Here is a 24,251-nt window from a genome sequence, read left to right on the forward strand (position 1 = left end):
CCCGCACCGCCGTGAGACCGGCCAGGAGCTGTCGGAGCTCGGGTTCCGCCACCGCCCCCACCTCCGGCCGCTCCCCGATCGAGGAGCCCTTGATCGTCGTCTCAGACATGCCCCATCCTCGTCCGCCCTCAGGCATACGCTTACGGGCCATGCGGTCACGCTCACGTGCCGCACCGCCCGTGCTCCATGACGGCCCCGGCCTCGACCGTTGCCGTACGGCAATGATGACGACCCTACCCCCACGTGATCGACAGGAGGAGGGCGGTGCCGCGTCAAGCGGCCGGAACACGCCGTCGGACGACTTCCGGGCGTTCTCCGGCATGCGACGCCGGAGGCCGGGTAGGCGGCGCGCCGAGCCGGGCGCCCGACGCCCTGACGAGAAGGGAGTAGCACGTGCTGATGGCCCATCCCGTGGTCCTGCGCAACCTCATCGAGGAGTACGAGACGCTGGAGGTGCTCCGGGCGGAGAACGGCAGCGCCGAGGTGCGGCGGCGCATGGACGACCTGGCGTACACCCTGTGCGTCTCCACCGGTACGTGTGACGTGGACGCGGCACTGATCGCGGCCCGCCATCGGCTGCCGGGCGCGCGCCCCGAGGACGACTCCGTGGTGACCGCCTGAGCACGCGGACGAGCCCGGCACCCTCCTTCCGGAGGGTGCCGGGCTCGCTCGTGCCGCGGGGGAACCGCCTACCAGCGGTACCAGCGGCCCGTGCTCCCCTTCGGCCGGGCCACGAAGCCCAGCAGCCACAGGACGAGCACGATCACGGCTATCCACCAGAGCGCCTTGACCGCGAAGCCGAAGCCGAAGAGCAGCAGCGCGAGAAGAAGAACCAGCAGCAGGGGAACCATGCGTATCGACCTCCAGTAATGACGGGTGCTCAGGGACGGACGGACGGGATGTACCGCCGGCCGGGGAAGGGGTTACGGGCCGCACCGACGGAACGGGATCCGGCCACTCTTCTCCGAAGCACTCATGAGGCCCGTCTCGCCGGACCCGGCCGTCGCAAACCTCGTTCGTCGCGCCCGGCGCCCTGTCCGGCTCCCTTCCCGCGGTGCGCTTGGCCGCTTCGATCCGGGACAGACGGCCCCGCATGGTGACGCTTCTCCTCGCGGGCCTCCCGGCCATCACCGCCCTCGCCACCGGCCTCCTGGCCGTCCTGGTGTCCCCGTGGTGGTGGTGCGCGGCCGGCCCCGCACTCCTGATCGCCGCGGTGGCGTCGTACGACCTGCTCCAGCGGCGCCACTCGATCCTGCGCAACTATCCGCTCCTGGGGCACCTGCGGTTCGCGATGGAGGCGATCCGTCCCGAGGTGCAGCAGTACTTCGTCGAGCGGAACGTCGACGGCGCCCCCTTCGACCGGGACACCCGCTCCATCGTCTACGAACGGGCCAAGGGGACCGACGCCGAGGACCCCTTCGGGACGGAGCTGGAGCTGGACCGGCCGGGCACCGATCACCTCGTCCCCTCCATGGCCCCGTGCCCGGTGCCCACGGAACCGCCCCGGGTCCGGATCGGCGGCCCCGGCTGCGCCAGGCCCTACGACATGGCCCTGCTCAACGTGTCCGCGATGAGCTTCGGCTCCCTGTCGGACCGGGCGGTCCGTGCCCTGAACGAGGGCGCCCGGCGCGGCGGCTTCGCCCATGACACCGGTGAGGGCGGGATATCGGAGCACCACCTGGCCCCCGGCGGGGACCTCGTGTGGGAGATCGGCACGGGCTACTTCGGCTGCCGCACGGAGGACGGCGGCTTCGACCCGCGGAGGTTCGCCGAGAAGGCCGCCCTCGACCAGGTCGTCTGCGTACTGCTGAAGATCAGCCAGGGGGCCAAGCCCGGCATCGGGGGCGTGCTGCCCGGCTCCAAGGTCAGCCGGGAGATCGCCGCGGTCCGGGGCGTCCCCGAGGGCCGCACCGTGATCTCCCCGCCGTACCACCGCGTCTACCGGACCCCCAGGGAACTCGTGCGTTTCGTGGGCCGGATGCGGGAGCTTGCCGGGAGCAAGCCGGTCGGGTTCAAGCTGTGCGTCGGATCGCGCCGCGAGTTCCTCGCAGTCTGCAAGGCGATGCTGGAGGAGGACGTCACGCCCGACTTCATCGTCGTCGACGGGGCCGAAGGCGGCACCGGGGCCGCGCCGCTGGAGTTCGCGGACACCGTCGGACTCCCCCTCACCGAGGGCCTGACGACGGTCCACCGGTCCCTCGTCGGCGCGGGACTGCGCGACCGGATCCGGATCGGCGCCTCCGGCAAGGTCGCCACCGGCGGCGACATCGTCAAGCGGCTGATCCAGGGGGCCGACTACACCAACTCCGCCCGGGCCATGATGTTCGCCCTCGGTTGCGTCCAGGCCCAGCGCTGCCACACCAACACCTGCCCCGTCGGGGTCGCCACCCAGGACCGCCGGCGCGCCCGGGCCCTGGACGTCGAGGACAAGGCGCGCCGCGTCCAGCGCTTCCAGGAGGCGACCGTCAAGAGCGCTCTGCAGATCATGGCCGCCATGGGCGTCGACGAGCCGGGCGGCCTGGCGCCCGGGATGCTGCTGCGCCGGGTCGGCCCGGACACCATCCGGTCCCATGCCGACCTGTACGCCCCGCTCGAAGCCGGGCAGCTCCTCTCGTCGGCATCGGTTCCGCCGTCGTGGGCGGGCGACTGGAACGCGGCCCACCCGGACCGGTTCGCCTCCTGAACGGCTTGCACGACGCCGCCGAGGGCGGTGCGGTCGCACGGCGCGGGGCCCGTTCGGTGGCCCCCCGCACCCGGCCTCGGACGGGACGGGACGGGACGATTCATCGCCCTTTCCGGGTTTACCGTCGCGCTTCCCGGCCAGGCGCCTTCTCGTCAGATGTGCCGAGCGGAGAAGGAGTGATCGTCCGTGTCCGGTGAGCAGAAGATGAAGGCCAAGAGCGAGCAGGCCAAGGGCAAGATCAAGGAGGCGGCCGGGCGGATGACCGGTGACGAGCGCCTCGAGGCGGAGGGCCGGGCCGAACAGGCCAAGGGCGATGCGCGCGGCGCCAAGGAGAAGGCGAAGGACGTCTTCAAGCACTGAGCCCTGGGCGCGCGGACCGCGTCCGGCATGGAAGGGGCGGCCCGCCGTGGCGGGCCGCCCCTTCCATGGCCGTCCCGGCCGTCGGTCCCTTCTCCGCGGGACGGCGGGGCCGGTCGTCAGCGACCGGCGTACGGCAGCAGGGCCATCTCCCGGGCGTTCTTGATCGCGGTGGCGAGCGCCCGCTGCTGCTGGGCGGTCACGCGGGTGACGCGGCGGCTGCGGATCTTGCCCCGGTCGGAGATGAACTTCCGCAGCAGGTCGGTGTCCTTGTAGTCGATGTACGTGATGCCGGCCGCGTCGAGCGGGTTGGGGCGGGACTTCACGGGCTTGCGGGGGTCGGGGCGTCGGGCCATGTCTCGGTTCCTTCGAGGGAGCGTTTCAGTGGAGTCGTACGGGGTCAGGCGGCGTCGAGGAGGGAGTCGAAGGCGGCGGGCAGGTGCTTCCACGCCTCGCGTCCCGCCCGGTACTCGGCGTCCGTGAGCAGACAGGAGTCGAGGAGTCGCTCGATCCCGTCCCGGTCGAGGCCGGGCGAGGTGAAGACGAGGTGCTGGCAGCAGTCGCCGTGCTCGGGGTGCCAGTCGAGGGCGGCCGCCGCGCGGCGCACGGGCGGGACCATCTCCCATGCGGCGTCGGGCAGTGACGCCAGCCAGGGGCCGGCGCTCTCCACGCACAGCGCTCCGCCGGCCGCGTCCCAGGCGAGGAGCGTGTCGGGACGGTCGGCGAGCCAGAACCGGCCACGACTGCGGGCCGCCGCGCAGCACAGGTCCTCGAGCGCCTCGTACAGCCGCTCCGGATGGAAGGGCCGGTGGCGGCGCCAGACGAAGGTGGTGACGCCGGCCTCGTCGGCGTCCTGGGGCAACAGCGCGCACGCGGGGTGCTGGGCGGCCGCCGCGGCCTCGACGTCGAAGCCGGCGAACGCGGCTTCGGCGAGTTCGCCGGAACCGGCTGCCACGTGCCGCGCGGTGGGATGGAGCTGCGCGAGCAGGGCGCGGTCCTCGTCGTCGGCCTCGTCGTTGTCGACGACGGCGAGCACGGGTGCGTACTCCAGCTGACGGGCCCAGGTGTCGCCGACGGTCCGTTGGTCGGTGGGGGCGGCGGCCAGGCCGGCCTCGGCCAGGTCGTCGCCGTTGGCCAGGCAGGGCAGGACGAGTGCGGGGTCCACGGCGGTGATCACGTTCGTCAGCGCCAGGCGGTCTCCGCCGTGGCCGGCGATGACCTCCGCCATGGCCTTCGGCTCGACCGAGTCCCACAACTCGACCACGGCGAGGCGGGTCAGGCCGCCGTCCGCCAGTCGCTCCAGTTCCGGTACGAGGTCCTCGCGCAGCGCGCAGCACGCGCAGTCGCCGATCAGCGGGGTCTCGCCGGAGGAGAGGGTGCCGGAGGCGTCCCGTACGAGTCGGAGCACCGTGCCGTCGGGCCCTCCGCCGAGGTCGTGGTGCAGCGCGACGCTGTCCGGAACGGTCCGCAGGAGTCGTTCGACGACCTGCTTCCGCGCGTCGGCGTGCAGCCCGGCGACGATCACGACGGGGAGGCGGTGTTCGTGGTCCATCAACGGGCTCCGTGGCGGCGCTGGAACTGCTCGGTGCGGCCGGCGCCGTCGTGGAGGGCGACGGGCTCACGGGCGGGGTGGATTCCGGGCTTCATGTCATGACCTTTCGATGGTTCGGAGTCCGGCGGGACGACGGCCGGGCGGATCTCGTCGCGTGCCGTGCCGCACACTACATGAGAATGGTTTTCATTTCCGATACCGTACGGTGAGCATCACACCCAGCCAGCGAGAGAGGCGGCAGCACCCATGTCGGCCCACTGCCAACTGACCGGCGCCAAGCCGGGATTCGGCAACACCATCTCCCACTCCCACCGGCGCACCTCGCGCCGATTCGACCCGAACATCCAGCGCAAGCGCTACTGGCTGCCCAGCGAGGGGCGCCATGTGCGCCTGACGCTCAGCGCCAGGGCGATCAAGACGGTCGACGCGATCGGCGTCGAAGCCGCCGTGGCGCGCATCCGCGCACGGGGAGGCAAGGTCTGATGGCGAAGCGAAGCAAGATCGCGAAGAACGAGAAGCGCAAGGAGACCGTCGAGCGGTACGCCGCCCGGCGGGCCGAGCTCAAGGAGGTCATCCGCCGCCCGTCCTCCACGACGGCCGAACGGGACGCCGCCTTCGCGGAGTTGCGCCGGCAGCCGCGCGACGCCAGCGCCACGCGCGTGCGCAACCGCGACAGCGCGGACGGCCGCCCCCGCGGCTACCTGCGCAAGTTCGGCCTCTCGCGCGTACGGACGCGACAGCAGGCGCACGCCGGCTTCCTGCCGGGAGTGATCAAGTCGTCCTGGTAGACGAGGACCCGGGTGCGGGCCGGGGCGTCGCCCCGGCCCGCACCCGGAAGCCGTCCGACGACCACCCAGCGGCGGCACGCCTCGCGGAGCAGGTTTGGTAATGACAACCATTTCCATATAACCTCCGCGTGTCAACAACCGGACCGAGGAGTCTCACGATGGCCGTCCCCAAGCGGAAGATGTCCCGCAGCAACACCCGTCACCGCCGCGCCCAGTGGAAGGCGACCACGCCCCGGCTGGTGCCGGTCACCGTGGACGGCGTCGTCCACCGGGTCCCGCAGCGCCTGGTGAAGGCGTACGAGCGCGGCCTCGTCCAGCCGGAGGGCTGAGCGCCCATGCCCCCCAGCGACCGTCTGCCGGTCACGGTCCTCTCGGGATTCCTCGGGGCCGGAAAGACCACCCTGCTCAACCACGTCCTCGGCAATCGCGAAGGGCTGCGCGTCGCGGTCATCGTCAACGACATGAGCGAGGTCAACATCGACGCCGCGCTCGTCCGCGGCGGTGAGGCGGCCCTGTCCCGCACCGAGGAGCGCCTGGTCGAGATGACCAACGGGTGCATCTGCTGCACCCTGCGCGACGACCTCCTCGAAGAGGTCGACCGGCTCGCCCGCGAAGACCGTTTCGACCACCTGCTGATCGAGTCGAGCGGGATCTCCGAGCCGATGCCCGTGGCCGCGACCTTCTCCTTCCCCCGCGACGACGGGGCCACCCTCGGCGACCTCGCCCGCCTGGACACGATGGTGACCGTCGTGGACGCCGCCGGCTTCCTGCCGGAGCTGGACGGCGGCGACGAACTCGTCGCCCGCGGCCTGGATCAGTACGAGGACGACGAGCGGACCGTGAGCGACCTCCTCGTGGACCAGGTGGAGTTCGCGGACGTCATCGTCCTCAACAAGCTCGACCTGGTCGGCCCGGAAGAGGCGCGCCGGCTCCGCGCCACGCTGTCCCGGCTCAACCCGGAGGCACGGATCGTCCCGGCCGTCCGGGGACGGGTTCCTCTCGAGCACGTCCTGGGGACCGGCCTGTTCGACGTCGAGCGGGCGCAGCAGGCCCCCGGCTGGGTGAAGGAGCTCAACGGAGACCACGTGCCGGAGACCGAGGAGTATGGCATCTCCTCGCTCGTCTTCCGTTCCGGCCTGCCGTTCCATCCCGGGCGCCTGTGGACCTTCGTCACCGAGGGGCTGGACAGCGGCGCCTTCGGTCGGGTCCTGCGCTCGAAGGGGTTCTTCCTGCTCGCCAGCCGGCCCCGGGTGACGGGCCTGTGGTCCCAGGCAGGCGCCGTCGCCCGGTTCGAACCGTCCGGCGCCCGCGGCCCGGAGAGCACGCAGGGCCAGGAACTCGTCTTCATCGGCACCGGACTGCGCGCCGACGCCCTGCACGCGGCGCTGGAGGCCTGCCTGCTGGTGCCGGGCGAGACCGTCCCCGCCGACGACGACTTCCCGGCGTGGGAGACGTACGGCGTCGAAGACGCCTGCGAGCACGAACAGGCGGCCTGAAGCCCACGCTGACGGTGTTCAGCCGGGTGGAGGCGCGATCGCGCTCGGCGCGCCCGATGCGCACGCCCTTCGGCCCGCCGCCCTTCGCCCCGCCCCCGCCGCGCCCTCGGCCCGGTGCTCGTCGCCCGCGCCCCCTTCCTGTTCCGGAAACAGGAAGGGGGCGCGGGCGCGTGGCGGTGCCGGCGTCCCGGCGATCTTCCGGGGGGCGGTTCTCAGGGTTCGAGGCGCTCGATCCGGGTCGCGATGCCGTCGAGGATCAGTTCGAGTCCGATCGTGAAATCGGCGTCGCCGATCGCCGCGTCGGAGGTGTCCGCCGGCCCCGCCTCGAACAGGGGCGACGAGAACAACCGGGCCGTCTCCGGGAAGCGTTCCGGGTCCACGAGCTTCGCCAGGGCGCGGCCGTAGGCACGTTCGGCGTCGGACTGCCCTTGCCCCTCGGCCCGGCCCCGGGCGAGCTCGTGGTCCTGCCGCACCGTCTGGACCACGTACCCTCCGATCAGCGAGAGGGTGCCGATCTTGTGCGCCCAGTCGAGCGGGGTGCGGGCCAGGATCTCCAGCGCGGCTTCCATCCAGGCGATCCGGTGGGGTCCGGAGGGCGGTCCGGCCACGGGCAGTTGGGCGAGCCACGGCCGCCGCCGGTACACGGCGCGCTGGGCGCGGGCCCAGGCGCGCAGCCCCTCACGCCAGTCGGCGGCGTCGAAGCGGGGCGGTGCGCCGAGGGCGTGGTCGCCCATGAGGACGAGGAGTTCGTCCTTGGAGCCGACGTACCGGTAGAGCGACATGCCGGTGACGCCGAGGCCCTTGGCGACCTTGGGGAGCGTCACGCCGTCCAGGCCGTCCCGGTCGGCGGTCTCGACGGCCGCGGTGACGACGCGGTCGACGTCGAGGGCCGCGGGGCGGCCCAGCCGTGGGGACTCCGCGAGCCGCCAGAGCCGCCGCAGTGCTGCCGGAACGGTGTCTTCGCTGGTCATGGTCCCCTCGGCGCCCCCGGAGCGTGAACCCTCATCATGCCAGAGGCATCATTAGTTTACCTCTGATAGTTTCTCGGATAAATTAAAGGTGCGGGGGCGTCCCCCGCACCCTGAGGGGGGTGACACATGCTCGTGGACACCACCGGCCGCACACCGAGCGGCCCGGTCCGACGCGCCGATCGCGCCCTGGCTCCGGACCTGACACGCGGAGCGATGCTCCTGATCATCGCGCTGGCGAACTCCGCCGGCGTCGCCTTCGCCGGCGAACCCGGCCTCGACGGCGCGCCCCGAGGCGCCGGGCGCGGGCTGACCTTCCTGCTGTTCGAGCTGGCCCACGCGCGCGGATATCCCGTCTTCGCCTTCATGTTCGGATACGGCATCGTGCAACTGGCCCGCCGCCAGGACGCGTCCGGCAGCTCACCGCGACAGGTCCGCGCCCTCCTGCTCCGGCGCGGCGCCTGGCTCACCGTCCTCGGCTTCGCGCACGCCGCGCTGCTGTACTACGGCGACTTCCTCGGCGCCTACGGGATCGTCTGCGTCGCCATGACCCTGCTGCTGCTGCGCCGCGGTGACCGCTTCCACCGGATCGTGCTCGTGATCTGGGCGCTGTCGCTCGTCGAACTGCTCGTCGCCGGCGGGATCGTCGTCCACGGGATCCTCACCGGGGCGGGCCATTCGCCCCTTCCCGTCGGCCACGTCGGCTCCCTCTCGGCTTCCTCCTACGCCGACTCGCTGACCGCTCGCCTCGCCGAGTGGCCGGCTCACACCCTGACCACCCTTCCCTTCGTGGTCATCGCGTGGTTGGGCATGTGGGCAGCCCGCCGGCGCGTCCTGGAACGACCGGACCGGCACCGGCCCCTGCTCGTCCGGACCGCCGTCCTGGGCACCGGCATCGCGATCGCCGGAGGGCTTCCGGCGGCGCTGATCGGCGCCGGGTGGCTCGACGTCGACGAGCCCACCGCGCGTACGGCCCTCCTGCTCCACGGGGGAAGCGGCATGTTCGCCGGACCGGGGTACGTGGCGCTCTTCGGGCTCCTCGCCGCCCGCGTCACCCGGCCCGACGCCGTGGTCGTCCGCGCCCTGGCCGCGCTGGGACGCCGGTCCTTGTCGGGCTACCTGTTCCAGTCGGTGGCCTGGCTCGTCCTCCTGCTCCCCTTCACCCTCGACCTGGCCGGACGGTACGCCGACCCCACGGCGGCCGTCCTCGTGATCGCCGTGGCCGTCTGGCTCTGCACGGTCCTGATCGCCCTCCGCCTGGACGACCGCGACCGGCCCGGTCCCGCCGAGACCGTGCTGCGCCGTCTCACCTACGGCCCGAGACCCCGGCGGCGTTCCTGAGACGCGGCGTCGGGAAATCGCGGACGCGACGACAACGCGGTTCAGCGCGGGGACGGCATCATCGAAGGGCACGCAGCGCGCTGTGACCGACACACCGTGCCGTCGGGCAGACCGCCCGACGGCTGTCACCCACCACGGCCGAGGGCCGCACCAAGGAAGATCATCATGGACCGTCTGGACGTCATCGACACCTGCAACCGCATGGCCTGGTACGCCGACCAGCGCGAATGGGACGCGCTGGCCGGAGTGTTCGCCGACAAGACCCTGCTGGACTACACCAGTCTCAACGGCGGCGAGCCCGTCACCCTCACACCGGCGCAGATCGTCGAGGGCTGGCGCACGGGCCTCGGCGCGTACACCGCCACCCAGCACCTCCTCGGCAACCACCTGGTCGCCGTCGACGGCGACGGCGCGGTGTGCACCGCCACCTTCCAGGCCACCCACCGCAAGGCGGACGACTCCCTGTGGACGCTGGGCGGCACCTACCGCTTCGCCCTGGCCCGCACGGACGACGGCTGGCGCATCACCGGCGTGGTGATGACCACCGTCTGGAGCGACGGAGAGCGATGAGAGGGCCGACGCCTTCGACCTCACCGATGGACTGATCACCACAGCAACGTTGGAGTACGCATGACGCGCAAGAGCAAGGTCACCTTCGACAGCGAGGGCGTCACCCTGACCGGCAACCTCTTCCTTCCGGAGAGCACGGACGCCCCGGGGCCGCTGCCCGGGGTCGTGGTCGCCGGCACGTGGACCAGTGTCAAGGAGCTGATGGCCGACCGGTACGCCGAGCGGCTCGCCGCCCGTGGACACGCCGCGCTGTCCTTCGACTTCACCGGCTTCGGCGAGTCCGGGGGCGAGCCGCGGGACGTCGAGGACCCGGCCCGCAAGGTCCGCGACATCCACCACGCGCTCACCTTCCTGGCCGCCCACGAGGCGGTCGACGGCGACCGGCTGGGCGCCCTGGGCATCTGCGCGGCCGCGATGTACATGTCCCACAACGCCGCCGACGACCCCCGGGTCCGCTCGCTGGCGCTCGTGGCCCCCTGGCTGCACGACGCCGACATCTGCGAGGCGGCCTACGGCGGCGCGGAAGCGGTCGCCGAACGGATCAAGGCGGGCCGGGAGGCCCGCGCCCGCTACGAGGAGACCGGAGAGGTCGAGTACGTGCCCGTGGTCTCCGCCACCGACGAACGCGCGGCCATGCCGTACGACATCGACTTCTACCTCAACCCCGCCCGCGGCGGCATCCCCGCCTGGCCCAACCGGTTCGCCGTCATGTCCTGGGCGGACTGGCTCACCTATGACGCCGTCGCCCTCGCGCCGCGCATCGACCGGCCCACCCTGCTGGTGCACAGCGAGGACGCCGCGATCCCCGACGGAGCCCGCCGCTTCCACGCCGGTCTCGCCGGCCCCAGGGACCTCCTGTGGACGCAGGGCACGCAGTTCGACTTCTACGACTCCGAACCCCAGGTCACCGTCGCCGTCGACACGGTGGCCGCCCACTTCGCGCGGACGCTGTCGTGATCCTCGTCACCGGAGCCACCGGAAACGTCGGCGCAGAGGTCGTCCAGGCCCTGGGCCGCGCCGGCGAACCCGTACGCGCACTGGTCCGGCGGCCCGCCGACGTACCGGCCGAGCAGGTCGTCGGAGACCTGGACGACCCCGACTCCCTCGCGCCCGCCCTCGACGGCGTGCGGGGCGTGTTCCTGCTGCCCGGCCACCGCGACATGCCCGGGCTGCTCGACCGCATGCGCCGGGCCGGGGTGGAACGCGTCGTCCTGCTCTCCAGCCTCGCCACCGTCGCCACCGACACCCGCAACGTCCTGTCCGAGTACATGATCGGTTCGGAGACCGCGGTCAGGGAGTCCGGCCTCGCCTGGACGTTCCTGCGGCCCAACGCCTTCATGTCGAACGCCCTGCGATGGCTGCCGCAGCTCCGCGCCGGCGACGTCGTCAGGGACGCGTTCGGCACGGTGCCGGTCGCGTCGGTCGACCCGTACGACATCGCCGCCGTCGCCGTCCGCGCCCTGCTCGACCCCGGTCACGAGGAACGCGTCCACCCGCTGAGCGGACCCGAACCGCTGCTGCCCGCCCAGCGCCTGGCCGTCCTCCCGAGGTCCTCGGCCGCGACCTGCGCTTCCACGCCCTCTCGGACGAGGAGGGCCGGGCCGACATGGCCGCGGCGGGCGTGCCGGAGCCGTACATCCAGGCGTTCTTCGGCTTCTACGGAGACGGCACCCTCGACGAGTCCCAGGTCTACCCGACCGTCGAGCAGGTGACCGGCAGACCGCCCCGCACCTTCCGCCAGTGGGCCGCCGCCCACCGTACGGCGTTCCCGCGCCCCGGAGCGGAATGAGCCGACACCGGTCCCCCCGGGGTGGCCCGCCGCGGCAGCGTCCGGGGCGGGCCACCGGCCGGGGCGGTCCTCAGGGTTCGGCCCGGTCGTGCGCCGCGGTGCCGAAGCCCTCGGGGGCCCGGTCGAGGAACACGGTCACGGTCCTGATGCGGCCGTCCTCGTCGAGCCGGAGGATGTCCGTGCCCGTGGCGAAGGACGTGCCGTCCCCGGTGAGGATCTCCCAGGCGAGCCGGGCGTCGGCGTGGTGGGTCTGGGGGCGCTCGCGCAGGCGGAACTCGACGGTGCCCATGTGGCCGACGAACCGGTCGCGGAAGTCCGTCAGGGCCTGCGTGCCGCTGAGGACTCCGACGGGCGCGCGGTACTCGACGTCGCCGGCGAAGGCCGCCGCCGCGGACCGGTGCCGCTCCTGCCCGGTGCCGGTGTTCCAGAACCGCACGTACTCCTCGACGAGCTGGGCGAAGGCGAAGTCCTGGACGGTCGTCTCGGTCATGGCCGGTGTCCTTTCGGTCGGTCACTGCGGTGTGGCGCCGCCGTGGGGCGGCGTGGCTCCGGTCCATGACTGTGCCGGGCGCCGGCGCGGGGTGTCGATGACCTGTGAGGTCATTGCCGTCACTCCGGCGGAAGGGGCAGTCTGGGGGCCATGACGACGACCACGACCGAACCGGTCGGAGCGCTGCTGCGGCGCTGGCGTGAGCGCCGCCGCCGCTCCCAGCTCGACGTGTCGCTCGCCGCGGAGCTGTCCACCCGGCACCTGAGCTGCATCGAGACGGGGCGCGCGCAGCCGAGCCGGGACATGATCCGGCGGCTGTGCGACGAGCTGGAGGTGCCCCTGCGGGAACGCAACGCGCTCTATCTGGCAGGGGGTTTCGCGCCGGTGCACACCGAGCGGGCCCTCGCCGACCTGGGCGCGGCGCGCGCGGCGGTGGACGCCGTCCTGACCGGGCACGAGCCGCATCCGGCGCTCGCGGTCGACGTGCGCTGGGAGTTGGTGGCCGCGAACCGTGCCGCGGGGCTGTTCCTCGGCGGCGCGGGCGGGGGCACGGAGCAGCCGTTCAACGTCCTGCGGGCGACGCTGCACCCCGACGGCCTGGCGGGACGCATCCGGAACCTCGCGCAGTGGCGGGCGCACGTGCTGCGCCGGGTCCGTCGCCAGCTGGAGCGGACGGCGGCCGACGGCCTCGCGGAACTCCTCGCCGAACTGGAGGGCTACCCCGCCCCGCCGGAGGACGCGGCCGGACCGTCCGGGTACGGTCCGGCCGACGACCTGGTGGTTCCGCTGCGACTCGCGAGCGAGTACGGCGAACTCGCGCTGCTCTACACCACGACGGTCTTCGGTTCGCCGCGGGACGTGACGCTCGACGAGATCGCCATCGAGACGTTCTTCCCGGCCGATCCCCGCACGGCGGAGCTGATGCGGGCGGCCACCGCCTAGACCTCACGGCCGGAGCCCCTCGCCACAGGCGAGGGGCTCCGCTCTTCGTCACCCGGTCCCTGTCGCGTCACCGCGACCGGGCGGGCGGGGCTTCGTCGGACCGGGGTGCCCGTGCCGCGTCGCGCTCAGGCGTCGAAGTCGGTGCCCCGGCTGACCGACTCCCAGGTCCGGGCTTCCGCCCGTGCGGCCTCGGCGTGGGCGGTGATCGCGTCGAGCGCGTCGTTGCCCAGGGCGAGCCGGAGCGGGGTGTCCTCGCTGTCCAGCGCCTTCAGAATGGCCGCGGCCGCCTTCACCGGGTCGCCTGCCTGTTTGCCGTCGCTGTCCGGCAGGCCCTTGCGCACGGCGCCGACCGTCCCGGCGTACTCCGGCATCTCGGCCGTCTGCCGCAGGGCGTCCCCGCCGGCGAAGGAGGTGCGGAACGAGCCGGGTTCGACGATGAGCGCCTTGATGCCGAACGGAGCGACCTCGGCGGCGAGCGCCTCCGTGAGCCCCTCCAGGGCGAACTTGGTCGCCGAGTAGGCGCCGACCCCGGGGAAGGACAGCCGCCCGCCCATGCTGCTCATCTGCACCACGGCACCGGACTTCTGCTCGCGCATGTGCGGCAGGACCGCGCGCGTGAGCCGGGCGGGCCCGAAGAAGTGCAGCTCCATCAGGTCCCGGAGTTCCCTGTCGGTGGTCTCCTCCACCGCCCCCACGAGACCCCGGCCGGCATTGTTCACCAGGACGTCGATCCTGCCGAATCGCGCCACCACGGCGGCGACCGTCGCGTCGGCGCCGGCGGCGTCCGTGACGTCCAGGGCGACCGGGACCAGTCGGCCGGGGTACGCCGTGGCGAGGTCGTCCAGGACCGCGGGCCGGCGGGCCGCCGCGACGACCGTGTCCCCCGCCGCGAGCGCGGCCTCGGCGATGCACCGGCCGAAGCCGGACGTGGCCCCCGTGATCAGCCACACCTTCCCGGCGGGCAGGCCCGACGTCGGATCTTGCGTGTTCAATCCCCCTCCTCGGCTTTCGTGCGCCGCCCTCGGAGCGGCGCACGGCGAGAATGCCCGATCTTCGTCCGGCCGTGTTGCCGATCCGTCCGCACCGTCTTCGCGAACCGTCTCCGGCCCCTCGTGTCCACCGCGTCCTGACCGGAGGATGCCTCCCCGTGCGGCGTCTCAGGCCTGCTCGGACAGGGCCTGGTGGCGGTAGTCCCGCGGGGAGACCCCGTAGGCGGCCCGGAAGGCGCGGGTGACGTGGGAGGCGCGGGGCATGCCCCACCGGCCTGCGAGCACGTGGATGGGTACGGTCCGCAGCGCGGGGTCCGCCAGGTCGGCGCGGATCCTCTCCAGCCGCTGGGAACGGATCCAGGCGGCGACCGTCTCGCCCGGCGACCGCTCGCCGAAGACGCGGTGCAGGTGGCTGAGGGAGATGTGGTGCGCGGCGGCGACCGCTGCCGGGGTCAGTTCCGGGTCGGACAGGTGCTGCCGGATGAAGGCCCGTATGCGTCGGCCGAGCACCTCGTGCCGGGTTTCCGGCGGCAGGCCGGTCTCGGCGTCCAGGGCCTGGGCGAAGAAGGAGGAGACCAGGTCGAGCGTGACCGTGCCCAGCCGGGGCGCGTCGGCCGGCCGGAGGGTGTCGGCCTGCCGGCCGATGCCGATGAGGAAGTCCGCCAGGAGCGCTCCCGTGCCGTCACGTACCGACAGCCCGTGTCCGAGGAGCCGTTCCGCCTGGTGCGGGGGCAGGGGCAGCAGGGCCTTGGGCAGGTCCACGCCCACACCGGCGACGACGCCCGGCCGTCCCTCGGCCGTGGGGTCCGGGGCGTAGGTGTGGGATTCGCACGCCTGCCAGCTGGAGTCCACGAGGAGACCGCCGCGGCCGATCGTGGCGGTCCCCCCGTGCTCCTGCGCCAGCGTCAGCCCGCCCTCGGTCAGCAGGGACAGGTGGTAGAGCTCGGCGTCGTTCCTGCGGATCCGGCGCGGGCTCCGCCGGAAGCGCGCGGGCGAGAACGACGTCTGCCACACCGTCACGGGCCCCAGCTCCATCACGCGCAACTCCGCCCGGAAGTCGGCGGCGTGGGGGCTGCTCGTGTCGTTCGCGCGGCTGTGGCCGATCAGCTCTCGCCAGCGGTCGAACCGCTCACCGGCAGGGGCGTCCTCGGTGCGGAACACGGTCCCGATCACTGCTGCACTCTCCGTCCTCCCCGGGGGGTGGTCACGTCCTCGGGCGAGGGAGCGGTCGGGCTCCCCCACCCCTGGACATCATGAGGTGCGGCTGATGGTCGCACGCCTCACCGAGGCGGTATGACGCCGTCTCAGGTGATGGGCCGGCGGCGTCAGCCGGCCTCGCGCGGGTCGAAGGAACCGGTGCCGACCGTCAGCGGTTCGGGGAAGGCACCGCCGACGGCGTCCCGGCGGACGAACTCGAAGCCGGCGCCCTCCCGGTCGCCGTGGACGCCAGGAAGGCCCCCGAAGGGAGCGCGGCGCGATCGTGAGCGCGATGTGAGCACTCGGCACCCGGACGGGATCGGGGCGGGGCGGGGCGGCCGACCCGGTGTACGCGGGCGGGGTGTGGCAGTAGAGTCCGGCCGAAACTTTCTGCAAGCATTTGCAATTCAGAGAGGGACCAGCCATGCCGGGATTCGCCCCGCCCGTCGCCGATGAGCGCACGGCACTGACCGCCTATCTCGCCCACCAGCGGCGCGCGTTGCGCGTCACCGCCCACGGTCTGACCGACGAACAGGCCCGCATGACGGCCTCCGCCGGCGAGCTGAGCATCGGCGGACTGATCAAGCACGCCGCACGGTGCGAGACCTTCTGGACCGACCTCGTCCTTCAGCAGCAGAGCGAGCCGCGGCGGAAGGCGGACGAGTCGGACGAGGACGAGTTCCGGCTCGCTCCGGACGAGACCCTGGCCTGGGCGCTGGCCGCGCACGCGGAGGCGGCCGAGCGGACGGACGCGGCGATCGCCGGTGTTCGGGACCTCGGGCAGGCCGTTCCGGTGCCGCAGGGACTCCCCTGGTTTCCCGCCGAGGTCAAGGAGTGGTCGGTCCGCTGGGTCCTGCTGCACCTGATCGAGGAGACGGCGCGGCACGGAGGCCACGCCGACCTCATCCGCGAGGGCATCGACGGCGCGACCCTCTACCCGCTGCTCGCCGCGGCCGAGGCGTGGCCCGACCCGTGGTTCCGGCCGTGGGAACCCGAGCGCTGACCACCGACGGACGGCGGGCGCCGGTCGGCGGATCGCGCACCGCGGGCACCGGGACGCCCTGTCAGAACCCTTGACTCTCCCGGGAGTTCACGCCTAGCTTGCTCAAGTTCTTGCGGAAATTTACAGCAAGACTTTCCAGCATCCTCGGGACGTACGAGCCTCGTCCCCTCCCCTCCCCGCACCCGCACCCGCACCCGCATGAGGAACCCCATGACGATCGGTCTCACCGCCGCGTCCAGGCGCACCACCGCGTTACTCGCGTCCGCCGCCCTGACGCTCGGTCTCACGTCCACGCTCGCCGTGTCCGCCCCGCCCGCGGCGGCCTCCCCCGGCGCCAACGGGGCCAAGAAGGTCACCGCGGTCCTGTTCGAGTGGAACTTCGACTCCATCGCCCGCGAGTGCACGCGGACCCTCGGCCCGAAGGGCTACGGATTCGTCCAGGTCTCGCCGCCGCAGGAACGCGTCCAGGGCAGCGCCTGGTGGACCGCCTATCAGCCGGTCAGCTACAAGATCCAGGGACCGCTCGGCGACCGCACCGCCTTCAGGAACATGGTCGACACCTGCCACGGCGCCGGAGTCAAGGTCGTCGTCGACACCGTGCTGAACCACATGACGTCCGGTTCGGGCACGGGCACCGCCGGTACGCGGTACGGCAAGTACGACTATCCCGGCGTCTACTCCGACGGGGACTTCCACGGATGCCGCCGCCCGATCGGCAGCAACTACGGAGACCGCTACAACGTCCAGGAGTGCGAGCTCGGGGAGGCCGGGAACCCGTCCCTCGCCGACCTCGACACCGGCAGCGAGCACGTCCGCGGCAAGATCGCCGGGTACCTCGACGACCTCGCGTCCCTGGGCGTCGACGGCTTCCGCGTGGACGCCGTCAAGCACGTCCCCGCGCGCGACCTCGCCGCCATCCGCTCCAGGCTGAGCAACCCGAACGCCTACTGGGTCCAGGAGGCGATCTTCGGCGCCGGCGAGGCCGTCTCGCCGGCGGAATACCTCGGCAACGGCGACGTCCAGGAGTTCCGTTACACCACCGACCTCAAGCGGATCTTCACCGACGAGAAGCTCTCCTACCTCAAGAACTTCGGTGAGGCCTGGGGATACATGCCTTCCGGCCAGAGCGGCAGCATGGTCGCCAACCATGACACCGAGCGGAACGGAAACAGCCTGAACTACCGCGACGGCGCCAGGTACACCCTCGCCCACGTCTTCATGCTCGCCCACCCCTACGGCACCCCGTCGGTCCACTCCGGTTACGCGTTCGGGAGCCGTGACGACGGCGCGCCCAACGGGCACGACGTCACCGCCTGTTTCAGCGGCGGATGGTCCTGCCAGCACGCCTGGCGCCAGATCGCCAACATGGTCGCGTTCCGCAACGCCGCCGAGGGCACCGGCATCACGAACTGGTGGGACGACGGCGACGACGCCATCGCCTTCGGCCGCGGCGACAAGGCGTTCGTCGCCGTCAACCGCGAGGCCGGCGGCATCACCCGGACGTTCCAGACCTCGCTGCCGGCCGGCACGTACTGCGACGTCCAGCACGGCGACCCGGTCCCGGGCGGCGGCTGCACGGGTCCCGCGTACACCGTCGGCTCCGACGGCACGTTCACGGCCACGGTGGGCGGGGACGACGCGATCGCCTTGCACGTCGGCGCGGTCGGGGGCGACCGGCCGGCGGACGACGCGACCACCGTCTACTACAGCACCGACAAGAACTGGTCCGCCTACCGCCTCCACTACGCCCCGGCCGGCGGCGCGTGGACCACGGCCCCCGGCACCGCCATGGAGGCCGCCTGCGCCGGCTGGGTGAAGAAGAGCGTCGCGCCCGGCTCCGCCACCGGCCTGAAGGCCGCGTTCAACAACGGCTCCGGCACCTGGGACAACAACGACGGCGCCGACTACTCCCTGGGCTCCGGGGACGTCACCGTCAAGGGCGGGGTCGTCACGACGGGCAATCCCTGCTCCGCCGGGCAGACCCCGTCCGGGGCCTCCTTCGCGGTCACGGCGACCACCGTCCCGGGCCAGAACGTCTACGTCGTCGGCGACGTCCCCGCCCTCGGCGCCTGGTCGCCGGCCGCCGCCCTCAAGCTGGACCCGGCGGGCCACCCCGTCTGGAAGCTCGGCCTGGAACTGCCCGCCGGCACCACCTTCGCCTACAAGTACGTCCGCAAGGACGCCGCCGGCAACGTCACCTGGGAGAGCGGAGCCGACCGCACGGCCACCGTGCCGGCGGAGGGCGGCGTGTCCCTCACGGACACCTGGCGCGACTGACCCGTCCCACACCGCCGGTGGGTCCGGTCCGGCCGTGCCGGACCGGACCCACCCGCGATCCACGGTGGCCGACAGCACCCGCACGCGAGAGGAACAGCAATGAGCAGCGACTACGACGTCCTCGTCCTGGGAGGGTCGGGCGTCGACACGATCGTCTACGTCCCCGAACTCCCGCTCCCCTACGCCGACAGCTACATGATCCGACCGGGCATCGAGACCCGGGCGGGCCAGACCGGCGACTTCGTGGCCCTCGGCCTCCACTCCCTGGGGCTGCGCACCCACCACGTCGACATGATCGGCGACGACCCGTCCGGAGACCTCATCCGCGCCTTCCACCGCGACAGGGGCATCGACTTCACCGAGGTCCCCCTGCCGGGCGGTACGAAGCGGGCCGTCAACCTCGTCGGCCCGGACGGCCGCAGGCTGTCGCTCTACGACGACAGCCGCTCGCAGGAGTCCGACCGCCTCCCCGAGGACCTGGTCCGCAAGCTGGCCGCGGTCAGCCGCCACGCGCACGTCTCCATCACCTACCCGTGCGCCTTCGCCCTTCCCCTCCTGCACGAGGCCGGCCTCACCGTCTCCACGGACCTGCACAACTGGGACGGCGAGAACCCCTACCACGAGGCCTTCGCCCACGGCGCCGACGTCGTCTTCGTCTCCACCACCGCCCTGACGGACCCCGAGGCGACCATGCGCCGCATCCTGGAACGGGGCCGGGCCGAGGTCGTCGTCGCCACCGCGGGAGCCGAGGGCTCCTATCTGCTCACCGCCGCCGACGAGGACCCGGTCCACGTCCCGGCCGTCGCCCCGCGCGCACCGGTGGTGGACTCCAACGGCGCGGGCGACGCCTACGCGGCCGGTTTCCTCTTCGCCCGGCTCGCCGGCGAGGACCCTCTGCGGTGCGCCCTCCACGGCGCGGTCGCCGGGGCCTACGCCTGCACCGTACCGGCCACCGGGAGCGACGCCATCGACCGCGCCGCCCTGATCGACGAGGTCGCCGCGCTCGCCGGGTCCCGATCCGCCGCGGGGGACGCCGAGTGACCGCCGACTCCTACGACGTCGTCGTCCTGGGCGGGGGCGTGGCCGGCTGTGTGCTCGCCTCCCGGCTCAGCGAGGACGTCGGGCGCTCCGTGTGCCTCGTCGAGGCGGGGCCCGACCACGGCCCGGACCCGGGCGGCTGGCCGGCCGGGGCGCTCGACGCCCGCGCGCTCCCGCGCGAGGACATGTGGGAGCGGAACGTGCCCGTCCATCGGTTCCGCGGCCGTGTGATCGGCGGTTCGTCCTGCGTGAACGGCTGCTGGAACACCTGGGGCTCGGCGGCGGACCACGAGGAGTGGGAGCGTGCGGGCGGTCCTCGTTGGGGCTTCGCGGCCATGGAGCCGTACCGCGCCGCGGCCGTGCGCCGCATGGGCCTGCGCGGGGTGCCCGACCGCGAACTGTCCCCGTGGAGCCGGGCCGCCGTCGAGGCCGCCCGGGAACTCGGGTACGGCGAGGTCGACACGGGCCTGCCCGGAGCGCCCGGCCACGGCTTCCCGTTGATCAACGCCGTGAACGGCCGCCGCTGGAACGCCGCGCTCGCCTATCTCGACGCGGACACCCGCGGGCGGCCGAACCTCACGGTGCTCGGGAACACCGTGGCCGACCGGATGATCCTGCGCGACGGGCGGGTGGAGGGTGTCGTCGTGCACGCCGGCGGCACGTCCCGCACGCTCCGCGCGGGACTGTACGTGGTGGCCGGCGGCACCTTCGGTTCCCCGGCCCTGCTGATGCGCAGCGGCATCGGCCCCGCCGACCCGCTGCGGGACGTCGGCGTCTCCCCGGCGGTGGACCTGCCCGGGGTGGGGGCGAACCTGAGCGACCAGCCCGGCGTCTTCCTGCCGCTCGTGCCGACACCGGAGTTGAACGCCGCCCTCGCGGAGAAGGAGCGCGAGGGCGAGCTGTACGTCAGCCGGGTCCTCGTCCGCGCGGCGAGCGAGTACGCCCCCGAGGGCGGCTGGGACCTGCACATCCTTCCCTCCGCCGGGCCGCCGCTCTTCGGGTCCCTGCCGCCGGGCCGGTACGAGGCGGGGGTGTCGGCCTTCCTCATGAAGCCCGTCTCCCGGGGCCGGGTGCGGCTGCGGTCCACCGACCCGGACGAGTCGCCCGTGATCGATCCGGCGTTCCTGTCGGACCCGGACGGCCGCGACGCGGCCGTGCTCCGGTCGGGGCTCGCGACCGCCCGCCTGTTCGCCGGGTCCACGGCGCTGAAGGGGCTCGCCGCGCTGCCGGAGGGGACGGCCGCGCACGAGCTGCCCGAGGCGGAGCTGCGGGCCCGCCTCGGCACGTACTGGCATCCGGTGGGGACCTGCGCGATGGGGCCCGCCGACGATCCGTCCGCGGTGGTGGACGGCGAGGGCCGGGTGCACGGCGTGGCGAACCTGCGGGTGGCGGACGCGTCCGTGCTGCCCACGGTCCCGGCCGCCAACACCCAGCTGCCCGTCCTGGCCGCCGCCGAGATGCTGGCGGCCGCCATGGCCGCCGCGCCCGCCTCATGACCCACGACCGCACCGCCCCCGGAGGATCGACGAGCATGACGGAGAGTCCCGCCGCCCGCGGCGGACGTCTGGTGTACGGCTGCATGGGACTCGGCGGCGACTGGGACACCCTGCCGTACCGGGCCGCCGACGTCGCCCGCGCCGAGGCCGCGGTCGAGGCGGCGCTGGACGCCGGCATCACCGCGTTCGACCACGCGGACATCTACCGGTACGGCAAGTCCGAGGCCGTGTTCGGCGAGGTGCTGTCCCGGGCCCCGGGACTGCGCGACCGGATCACGCTCCAGACCAAGGTCGGCATCCGGCTTCCGGAGGAGGGCCGGCCGGGCCTGTACGACCTGCGCGGCCCGAGCGTGCTGCGCCGGGTGGAGGAGAGCCTGGTCCGGCTGCGGACCGACGCGGTCGACGTCCTGCTGCTGCACCGGCCCGATCCCCTGGCCGACCCCGAAGAGCTCGCGGGGGCGCTCGCCTCCCTGCACCGGCAGGGTCTGGTGCGCCGGTTCGGCGTGTCCAACATGAACGCCGCCCAGATCGCGCGGCTCCAGTCCTTCCTCGACGTACCGCTGACCGTCGACCAGCTGGAGATGAGCCTGCACCGCAGGGACTGGGTGGAGGAGGCGGTGCTCGTCAACACCCCGGCAGGGGCCGGGGTCGGCTTCCCTTCCGGAACCGTGGAGTACTGCGGCGAGCGGGGCATCGAGCTCCAGGCCTGGGGCGCGCTCGCCGGCGGACGCTTCTCCGATCCGCAGGCGGGTCCGGCGGGCGCGCTCGTGGCCCGGCTCGCCGAGGCCAAGGGCACCACCCCGGAGGCCGTGGTGCTGTGGTGGCTCCAGCGTCACCCGGCGGGGATCGTCCCGGTCGTCGGGACCTCCCGGCCGGAGCGGATCCGGGCCTGCCGCGACGCGGTGGGACGGGCGCCCGGCCTCGGCCACGAGGAGTGGTACGCGCTGTGGACGGCCGCGCGGGGCGCACCGCTCCCGTGAGCCGCCGGCACCCGGCGCCGCCCCGTGAACCCCCGCATCCGCACCGCCCCCGTGAACTCGCGCACCCGCACCGCTCGCAGCCCGGCGCCGCTCCGGCGCCGGGCCTTTCCCTGCGCGCCCGGCCCTCCCGGCGCATCCCTGGACGGAGAAACACCGTGACCACCACCGCCGCGACCGTGGCGGGCTCCTTCGAGTCGGCCCGGTTCTACATCACCTTCCGCTGCAACTCGCTGTGCGGCTACTGCAACGTCTGGCAGGACGACAAGTTCAAGGGGTACGAGGAACTCACCCTCGAACAGGGCCGCCGGATCCTGGACGAACTGCACGCGCTCGGCGTCCGCTACGTCGACTTCACCGGCGGGGAGCCGGTGCTCCACCCGCACATCGACGGCATCGTCCAGTACGCGAAGTCCCTCGGCATGACCGTCGAGATCACCAGCAACGGCATCCGGTTCGCCAAGCACATCGACGCGATCGTGCCGCACGTCGACACCATGAACGTGTCCCTGGACACGCTGCGGCCCGAACGCTACCGGGCGATCCGGGGCGTGCCGACGCTCGACCGGGCGCTGGACGTGATCCGGGGGATCGTCGCCTCCGGCGCCGGGAACCTGAAACTCATCTGCGTGGTGACGCGCGAGAACGTGGACGAGGTGCCGGACCTGCTGCGCTTCGCCCAGGAGAACCGGGTGACCGTCTACTTCTCCACCATGTTCGAGTACTTCGACGAGCAGGACACCGTCCGGGACGTGCGCAGGACGGCCCGCAAACTGAAACTGGTGGAGCAGAACGGCAGGCCGGTGGCCGGCGGGGACTCCTGCGGACCGGCCCGCGCCGCGGTGCCCGGCCCCGACGACGGCTCCCTTCCCGATCTGCTGCTCGGCCTGCTGTACGCGCCCTTCTCGTTGATCAACCTGCACTTCCGCAAGTACGTGGAGACGCAGGACCCGGGCGCGCCGACGCAGTGCTACGCCAACAAGCGGATCCTGACGGTCGGTCCCGACGGGCGGCTCGTCCTGCCCTGCTACCACGCCTTCGACAACTCGGTGCCGTGGGACCGGGAGCTGGCCGAGGCGGTCCGGGACGAGGAGTTCGTGCGGGTGAGGGACGAGGAGGTGGGCTTCCGTCCGGAGTGCCGGGGGTGCACGGTCTTCCCGTACGTCGGGCTCTCCTTCAGCTACCGCTTCGACAAGGTCTTCCTCTACCAGGCGCTGTCCGAGGAGATCGCCAAGATCAAGAGCCGGTTCGCCGACCCGCTCCACCCCCGCCTCGCGGTCGCTCCCGAACCGCTGCTCGCGGAGTTCGCCGAGCTGGAACGGTTCATCGACACCCGGCTGCCGGGCGTCCGCGAGCCGTCGGCCGAGGACCACCTCTACCGCTTCGACGTCACTCCCACCGGACTGCGCAGGGACCTCGTCGCCGGCGGGACGGGCGTCGAGGAGGTCCTCGCCGACCACGTGCGGGAGCAGTGCTGGGGCGTGCAGCGCTCGCCCCACCTGTGGATACGGCTGGTCTACCGCGAGCTCGTGCCCCTGCTGCGCGACCTCGCGGCGCGGGGTCCGGTGTCCCGGGAGGCGTACGAGGAGGTCGTGGCCGGGCTGTACGGGGTCCAGCTCGCCTGGTGGCGGTCCTACCTCGGCCGGTACTTCCGGGGCGGCGAGGAGCTGTGCACCCGGGAGGCCGACGGCGTGGTCGCCCGGTTCCTGGCGCGGACCGGGGAACTGCTGCCCACGGCTCCCGAGTCCACGCGCGTCCGGCAGATCCTGCTCCACGCGGGGTGCGTGCTCGGCCTCCCGGCGGCCGAGCTCGCCCCCTTCGCCTCCCCCGAGCCGTTCGCGGAGGCCGCGCTGCTCGCCAAGCACCTGCTCCTGGTCGCCCCCGACGGGGAACTCGCGGCGTACGCGACGCTGCTCCCGCCCGACGCGGCCGCCCCGCTCCTCGGGGCGGCGCTCCCGACGGCCGGGACGCCAGGAGCCTCCGCCCGCGCGCTCGACCGGCTCCTGGACGGGGCCCCGGCCGCCGACGTGCCGTCGGTCGCGGCGCTGATCGACGCGGTGCGCGCCCTGCGCTCCGACGTGCCGGCCGAGGAGCTGGCAGGACTGCTCCTCGCCCGCGAACTGCGGGACCCCGCACTCGTACGGCTCCGTGGCGAGGCCCTGCGTCGTGCCGGGGATCCGTCCGGCCGCCCGGCGCGCCCGCTGGACTGAACGCCGAGGCGCCGGCGGACGCGCCGTGCCCCCGGGCCTCGGGCTCGGGGGCACGGCGCGTTCCGGTGCGGGTCGGGTCAGCGCGGGG

General features: G+C 73.1%; 26 protein-coding genes. 18 read left to right on the forward strand and 8 right to left on the reverse strand.

Translation table 11 applies throughout. From position 1 onward, the window contains the following. Positions 1 to 393: 393 nt before the first annotated feature. Entirely contained in the window at positions 394 to 621 is a 228-nt protein-coding gene (locus K7G60_RS21945; RefSeq protein ID WP_225802644.1) for a DUF5133 domain-containing protein, read from the forward strand. Positions 622 to 689: 68 nt separating this feature from the next. Here K7G60_RS21945 and K7G60_RS21950 read toward each other — a convergent pair whose 3' ends face one another. Continuing rightward, complete coding sequence (locus K7G60_RS21950) at positions 690 to 851, reverse strand: DUF5670 family protein (protein ID WP_030690925.1); 162 nt, start codon at positions 849 to 851, stop codon at positions 690 to 692. A 242-nt stretch (positions 852 to 1,093) separates the two neighbouring features. Here K7G60_RS21950 and K7G60_RS21955 point away from each other — a divergent pair, with 242 nt between their 5' ends. Further along, positions 1,094 to 2,683: an FMN-binding glutamate synthase family protein gene (locus K7G60_RS21955; protein ID WP_225802645.1), complete on the forward strand. Its 1,590-nt coding sequence runs from the start codon at positions 1,094 to 1,096 to the stop codon at positions 2,681 to 2,683. A 186-nt stretch (positions 2,684 to 2,869) separates the two neighbouring features. Beyond that, positions 2,870 to 3,043: a CsbD family protein gene (locus K7G60_RS21960; protein WP_225802646.1), complete on the forward strand. Its 174-nt coding sequence runs from the start codon at positions 2,870 to 2,872 to the stop codon at positions 3,041 to 3,043. A 116-nt stretch (positions 3,044 to 3,159) separates the two neighbouring features. Here K7G60_RS21960 and rpsR read toward each other — a convergent pair whose 3' ends face one another. Next, entirely contained in the window at positions 3,160 to 3,396 is a 237-nt protein-coding gene (gene rpsR, locus K7G60_RS21965) for a 30S ribosomal protein S18 (RefSeq protein ID WP_225802647.1), read from the reverse strand. A gap of 44 nt (positions 3,397 to 3,440) precedes the next feature. Continuing rightward, positions 3,441 to 4,592: a GTP-binding protein gene (locus K7G60_RS21970; protein WP_225802648.1), complete on the reverse strand. Its 1,152-nt coding sequence runs from the start codon at positions 4,590 to 4,592 to the stop codon at positions 3,441 to 3,443. Between the two features lie 246 nt (positions 4,593 to 4,838). On the opposite strand from K7G60_RS21970, the gene rpmB reads away from it, so the two are divergent. From rpmB to K7G60_RS21990, 4 genes are all read left to right on the forward strand, one after another. Next, positions 4,839 to 5,075, forward strand: coding sequence for a 50S ribosomal protein L28 (gene rpmB / locus K7G60_RS21975; protein ID WP_225802649.1), 237 nt, complete (start codon positions 4,839 to 4,841; stop codon positions 5,073 to 5,075). Further along, a complete protein-coding gene (rpsN, locus tag K7G60_RS21980) occupies positions 5,075 to 5,380 on the forward strand; it encodes a 30S ribosomal protein S14 (protein WP_225802650.1) in 306 nt (101 codons plus the stop codon). The genes rpmB and rpsN overlap by 1 nt, the downstream gene beginning before the upstream one ends. A 158-nt stretch (positions 5,381 to 5,538) precedes the next feature. Continuing rightward, a complete protein-coding gene (rpmF, locus tag K7G60_RS21985) occupies positions 5,539 to 5,709 on the forward strand; it encodes a 50S ribosomal protein L32 (RefSeq protein ID WP_225802651.1) in 171 nt (56 codons plus the stop codon). 6 nt (positions 5,710 to 5,715) lie between these two features. Beyond that, the gene (locus tag K7G60_RS21990; RefSeq protein ID WP_225802652.1) at positions 5,716 to 6,876 is read left to right on the forward strand and encodes a GTP-binding protein; all 1,161 of its coding nucleotides are present in this window, start codon (positions 5,716 to 5,718) and stop codon (positions 6,874 to 6,876) included. Between the two features lie 212 nt (positions 6,877 to 7,088). Here K7G60_RS21990 and K7G60_RS21995 read toward each other — a convergent pair whose 3' ends face one another. Beyond that, complete coding sequence (locus K7G60_RS21995) at positions 7,089 to 7,847, reverse strand: TetR/AcrR family transcriptional regulator (RefSeq protein WP_225802653.1); 759 nt, start codon at positions 7,845 to 7,847, stop codon at positions 7,089 to 7,091. Positions 7,848 to 7,973: 126 nt separating this feature from the next. Between K7G60_RS21995 and K7G60_RS22000 the strand changes: the two genes are divergently transcribed. The 4 genes from K7G60_RS22000 (at position 7,974) to K7G60_RS22015 (ending at position 11,467) form a co-directional block, all read left to right on the forward strand. Then, the gene (locus tag K7G60_RS22000) at positions 7,974 to 9,185 is read left to right on the forward strand and encodes a DUF418 domain-containing protein (protein ID WP_225802654.1); all 1,212 of its coding nucleotides are present in this window, start codon (positions 7,974 to 7,976) and stop codon (positions 9,183 to 9,185) included. Positions 9,186 to 9,350: 165 nt separating this feature from the next. Further along, positions 9,351 to 9,755, forward strand: a complete 405-nt coding sequence (locus tag K7G60_RS22005) for a nuclear transport factor 2 family protein (protein WP_225802655.1) — start codon at positions 9,351 to 9,353, stop codon at positions 9,753 to 9,755. A 60-nt stretch (positions 9,756 to 9,815) separates the two neighbouring features. Continuing rightward, positions 9,816 to 10,712, forward strand: a complete 897-nt coding sequence (locus K7G60_RS22010) for an alpha/beta hydrolase (RefSeq protein WP_225802656.1) — start codon at positions 9,816 to 9,818, stop codon at positions 10,710 to 10,712. Further along, positions 10,709 to 11,467 carry an SDR family oxidoreductase gene (locus K7G60_RS22015; protein ID WP_225802657.1) on the forward strand — a complete coding sequence of 253 codons (759 nt, stop codon included), beginning with the start codon at positions 10,709 to 10,711 and terminating at the stop codon, positions 11,465 to 11,467. Before K7G60_RS22010 ends, K7G60_RS22015 begins: the two co-directional genes overlap by 4 nt. Positions 11,468 to 11,614: 147 nt before the next feature. On the opposite strand, the gene K7G60_RS22020 is transcribed toward K7G60_RS22015, so the two are convergent. Continuing rightward, positions 11,615 to 12,034: a nuclear transport factor 2 family protein gene (locus K7G60_RS22020; RefSeq protein WP_225802658.1), complete on the reverse strand. Its 420-nt coding sequence runs from the start codon at positions 12,032 to 12,034 to the stop codon at positions 11,615 to 11,617. 150 nt (positions 12,035 to 12,184) lie between these two features. Here K7G60_RS22020 and K7G60_RS22025 point away from each other — a divergent pair, with 150 nt between their 5' ends. Further along, positions 12,185 to 12,976 carry a helix-turn-helix transcriptional regulator gene (locus K7G60_RS22025; RefSeq protein WP_225802659.1) on the forward strand — a complete coding sequence of 264 codons (792 nt, stop codon included), beginning with the start codon at positions 12,185 to 12,187 and terminating at the stop codon, positions 12,974 to 12,976. 125 nt (positions 12,977 to 13,101) lie between these two features. On the opposite strand, the gene K7G60_RS22030 is transcribed toward K7G60_RS22025, so the two are convergent. The 3 genes from K7G60_RS22030 to K7G60_RS22040 all read right to left on the reverse strand — a co-directional run bounded on the left by K7G60_RS22030 (position 13,102) and on the right by K7G60_RS22040 (position 15,464). After that, entirely contained in the window at positions 13,102 to 13,968 is an 867-nt protein-coding gene (locus K7G60_RS22030) for an oxidoreductase (RefSeq protein WP_225802660.1), read from the reverse strand. 165 nt (positions 13,969 to 14,133) lie between these two features. Continuing rightward, positions 14,134 to 15,138, reverse strand: a complete 1,005-nt coding sequence (locus K7G60_RS22035; protein ID WP_225802661.1) for an AraC family transcriptional regulator — start codon at positions 15,136 to 15,138, stop codon at positions 14,134 to 14,136. 152 nt (positions 15,139 to 15,290) lie between these two features. Next, entirely contained in the window at positions 15,291 to 15,464 is a 174-nt protein-coding gene (locus K7G60_RS22040) for a hypothetical protein (protein WP_225802662.1), read from the reverse strand. 122 nt (positions 15,465 to 15,586) lie between these two features. Here K7G60_RS22040 and K7G60_RS22045 point away from each other — a divergent pair, with 122 nt between their 5' ends. The 6 genes from K7G60_RS22045 (at position 15,587) to K7G60_RS22070 (ending at position 24,163) form a co-directional block, all read left to right on the forward strand. Then, positions 15,587 to 16,165, forward strand: coding sequence for a DinB family protein (locus K7G60_RS22045; protein ID WP_225802663.1), 579 nt, complete (start codon positions 15,587 to 15,589; stop codon positions 16,163 to 16,165). A 210-nt stretch (positions 16,166 to 16,375) separates the two neighbouring features. Next, the gene (locus K7G60_RS22050) at positions 16,376 to 18,442 is read left to right on the forward strand and encodes a carbohydrate binding domain-containing protein (protein WP_225802664.1); all 2,067 of its coding nucleotides are present in this window, start codon (positions 16,376 to 16,378) and stop codon (positions 18,440 to 18,442) included. Positions 18,443 to 18,541: 99 nt separating this feature from the next. Continuing rightward, positions 18,542 to 19,483: an adenosine kinase gene (locus K7G60_RS22055; RefSeq protein WP_225802665.1), complete on the forward strand. Its 942-nt coding sequence runs from the start codon at positions 18,542 to 18,544 to the stop codon at positions 19,481 to 19,483. Beyond that, entirely contained in the window at positions 19,480 to 20,976 is a 1,497-nt protein-coding gene (locus K7G60_RS22060; RefSeq protein ID WP_225802666.1) for a GMC family oxidoreductase, read from the forward strand. Before K7G60_RS22055 ends, K7G60_RS22060 begins: the two co-directional genes overlap by 4 nt. 35 nt (positions 20,977 to 21,011) lie before the next feature. Further along, positions 21,012 to 21,956, forward strand: a complete 945-nt coding sequence (locus tag K7G60_RS22065) for an aldo/keto reductase family oxidoreductase (protein WP_225802667.1) — start codon at positions 21,012 to 21,014, stop codon at positions 21,954 to 21,956. Positions 21,957 to 22,111: 155 nt separating this feature from the next. Further along, positions 22,112 to 24,163, forward strand: a complete 2,052-nt coding sequence (locus K7G60_RS22070; protein WP_225802668.1) for a radical SAM protein — start codon at positions 22,112 to 22,114, stop codon at positions 24,161 to 24,163. Positions 24,164 to 24,251 lie beyond the last annotated feature (88 nt).

The organism is Streptomyces sp. NK15101 (assembly GCF_020400725.1).
Taxonomy (GTDB): domain Bacteria; phylum Actinomycetota; class Actinomycetes; order Streptomycetales; family Streptomycetaceae; genus Streptomyces.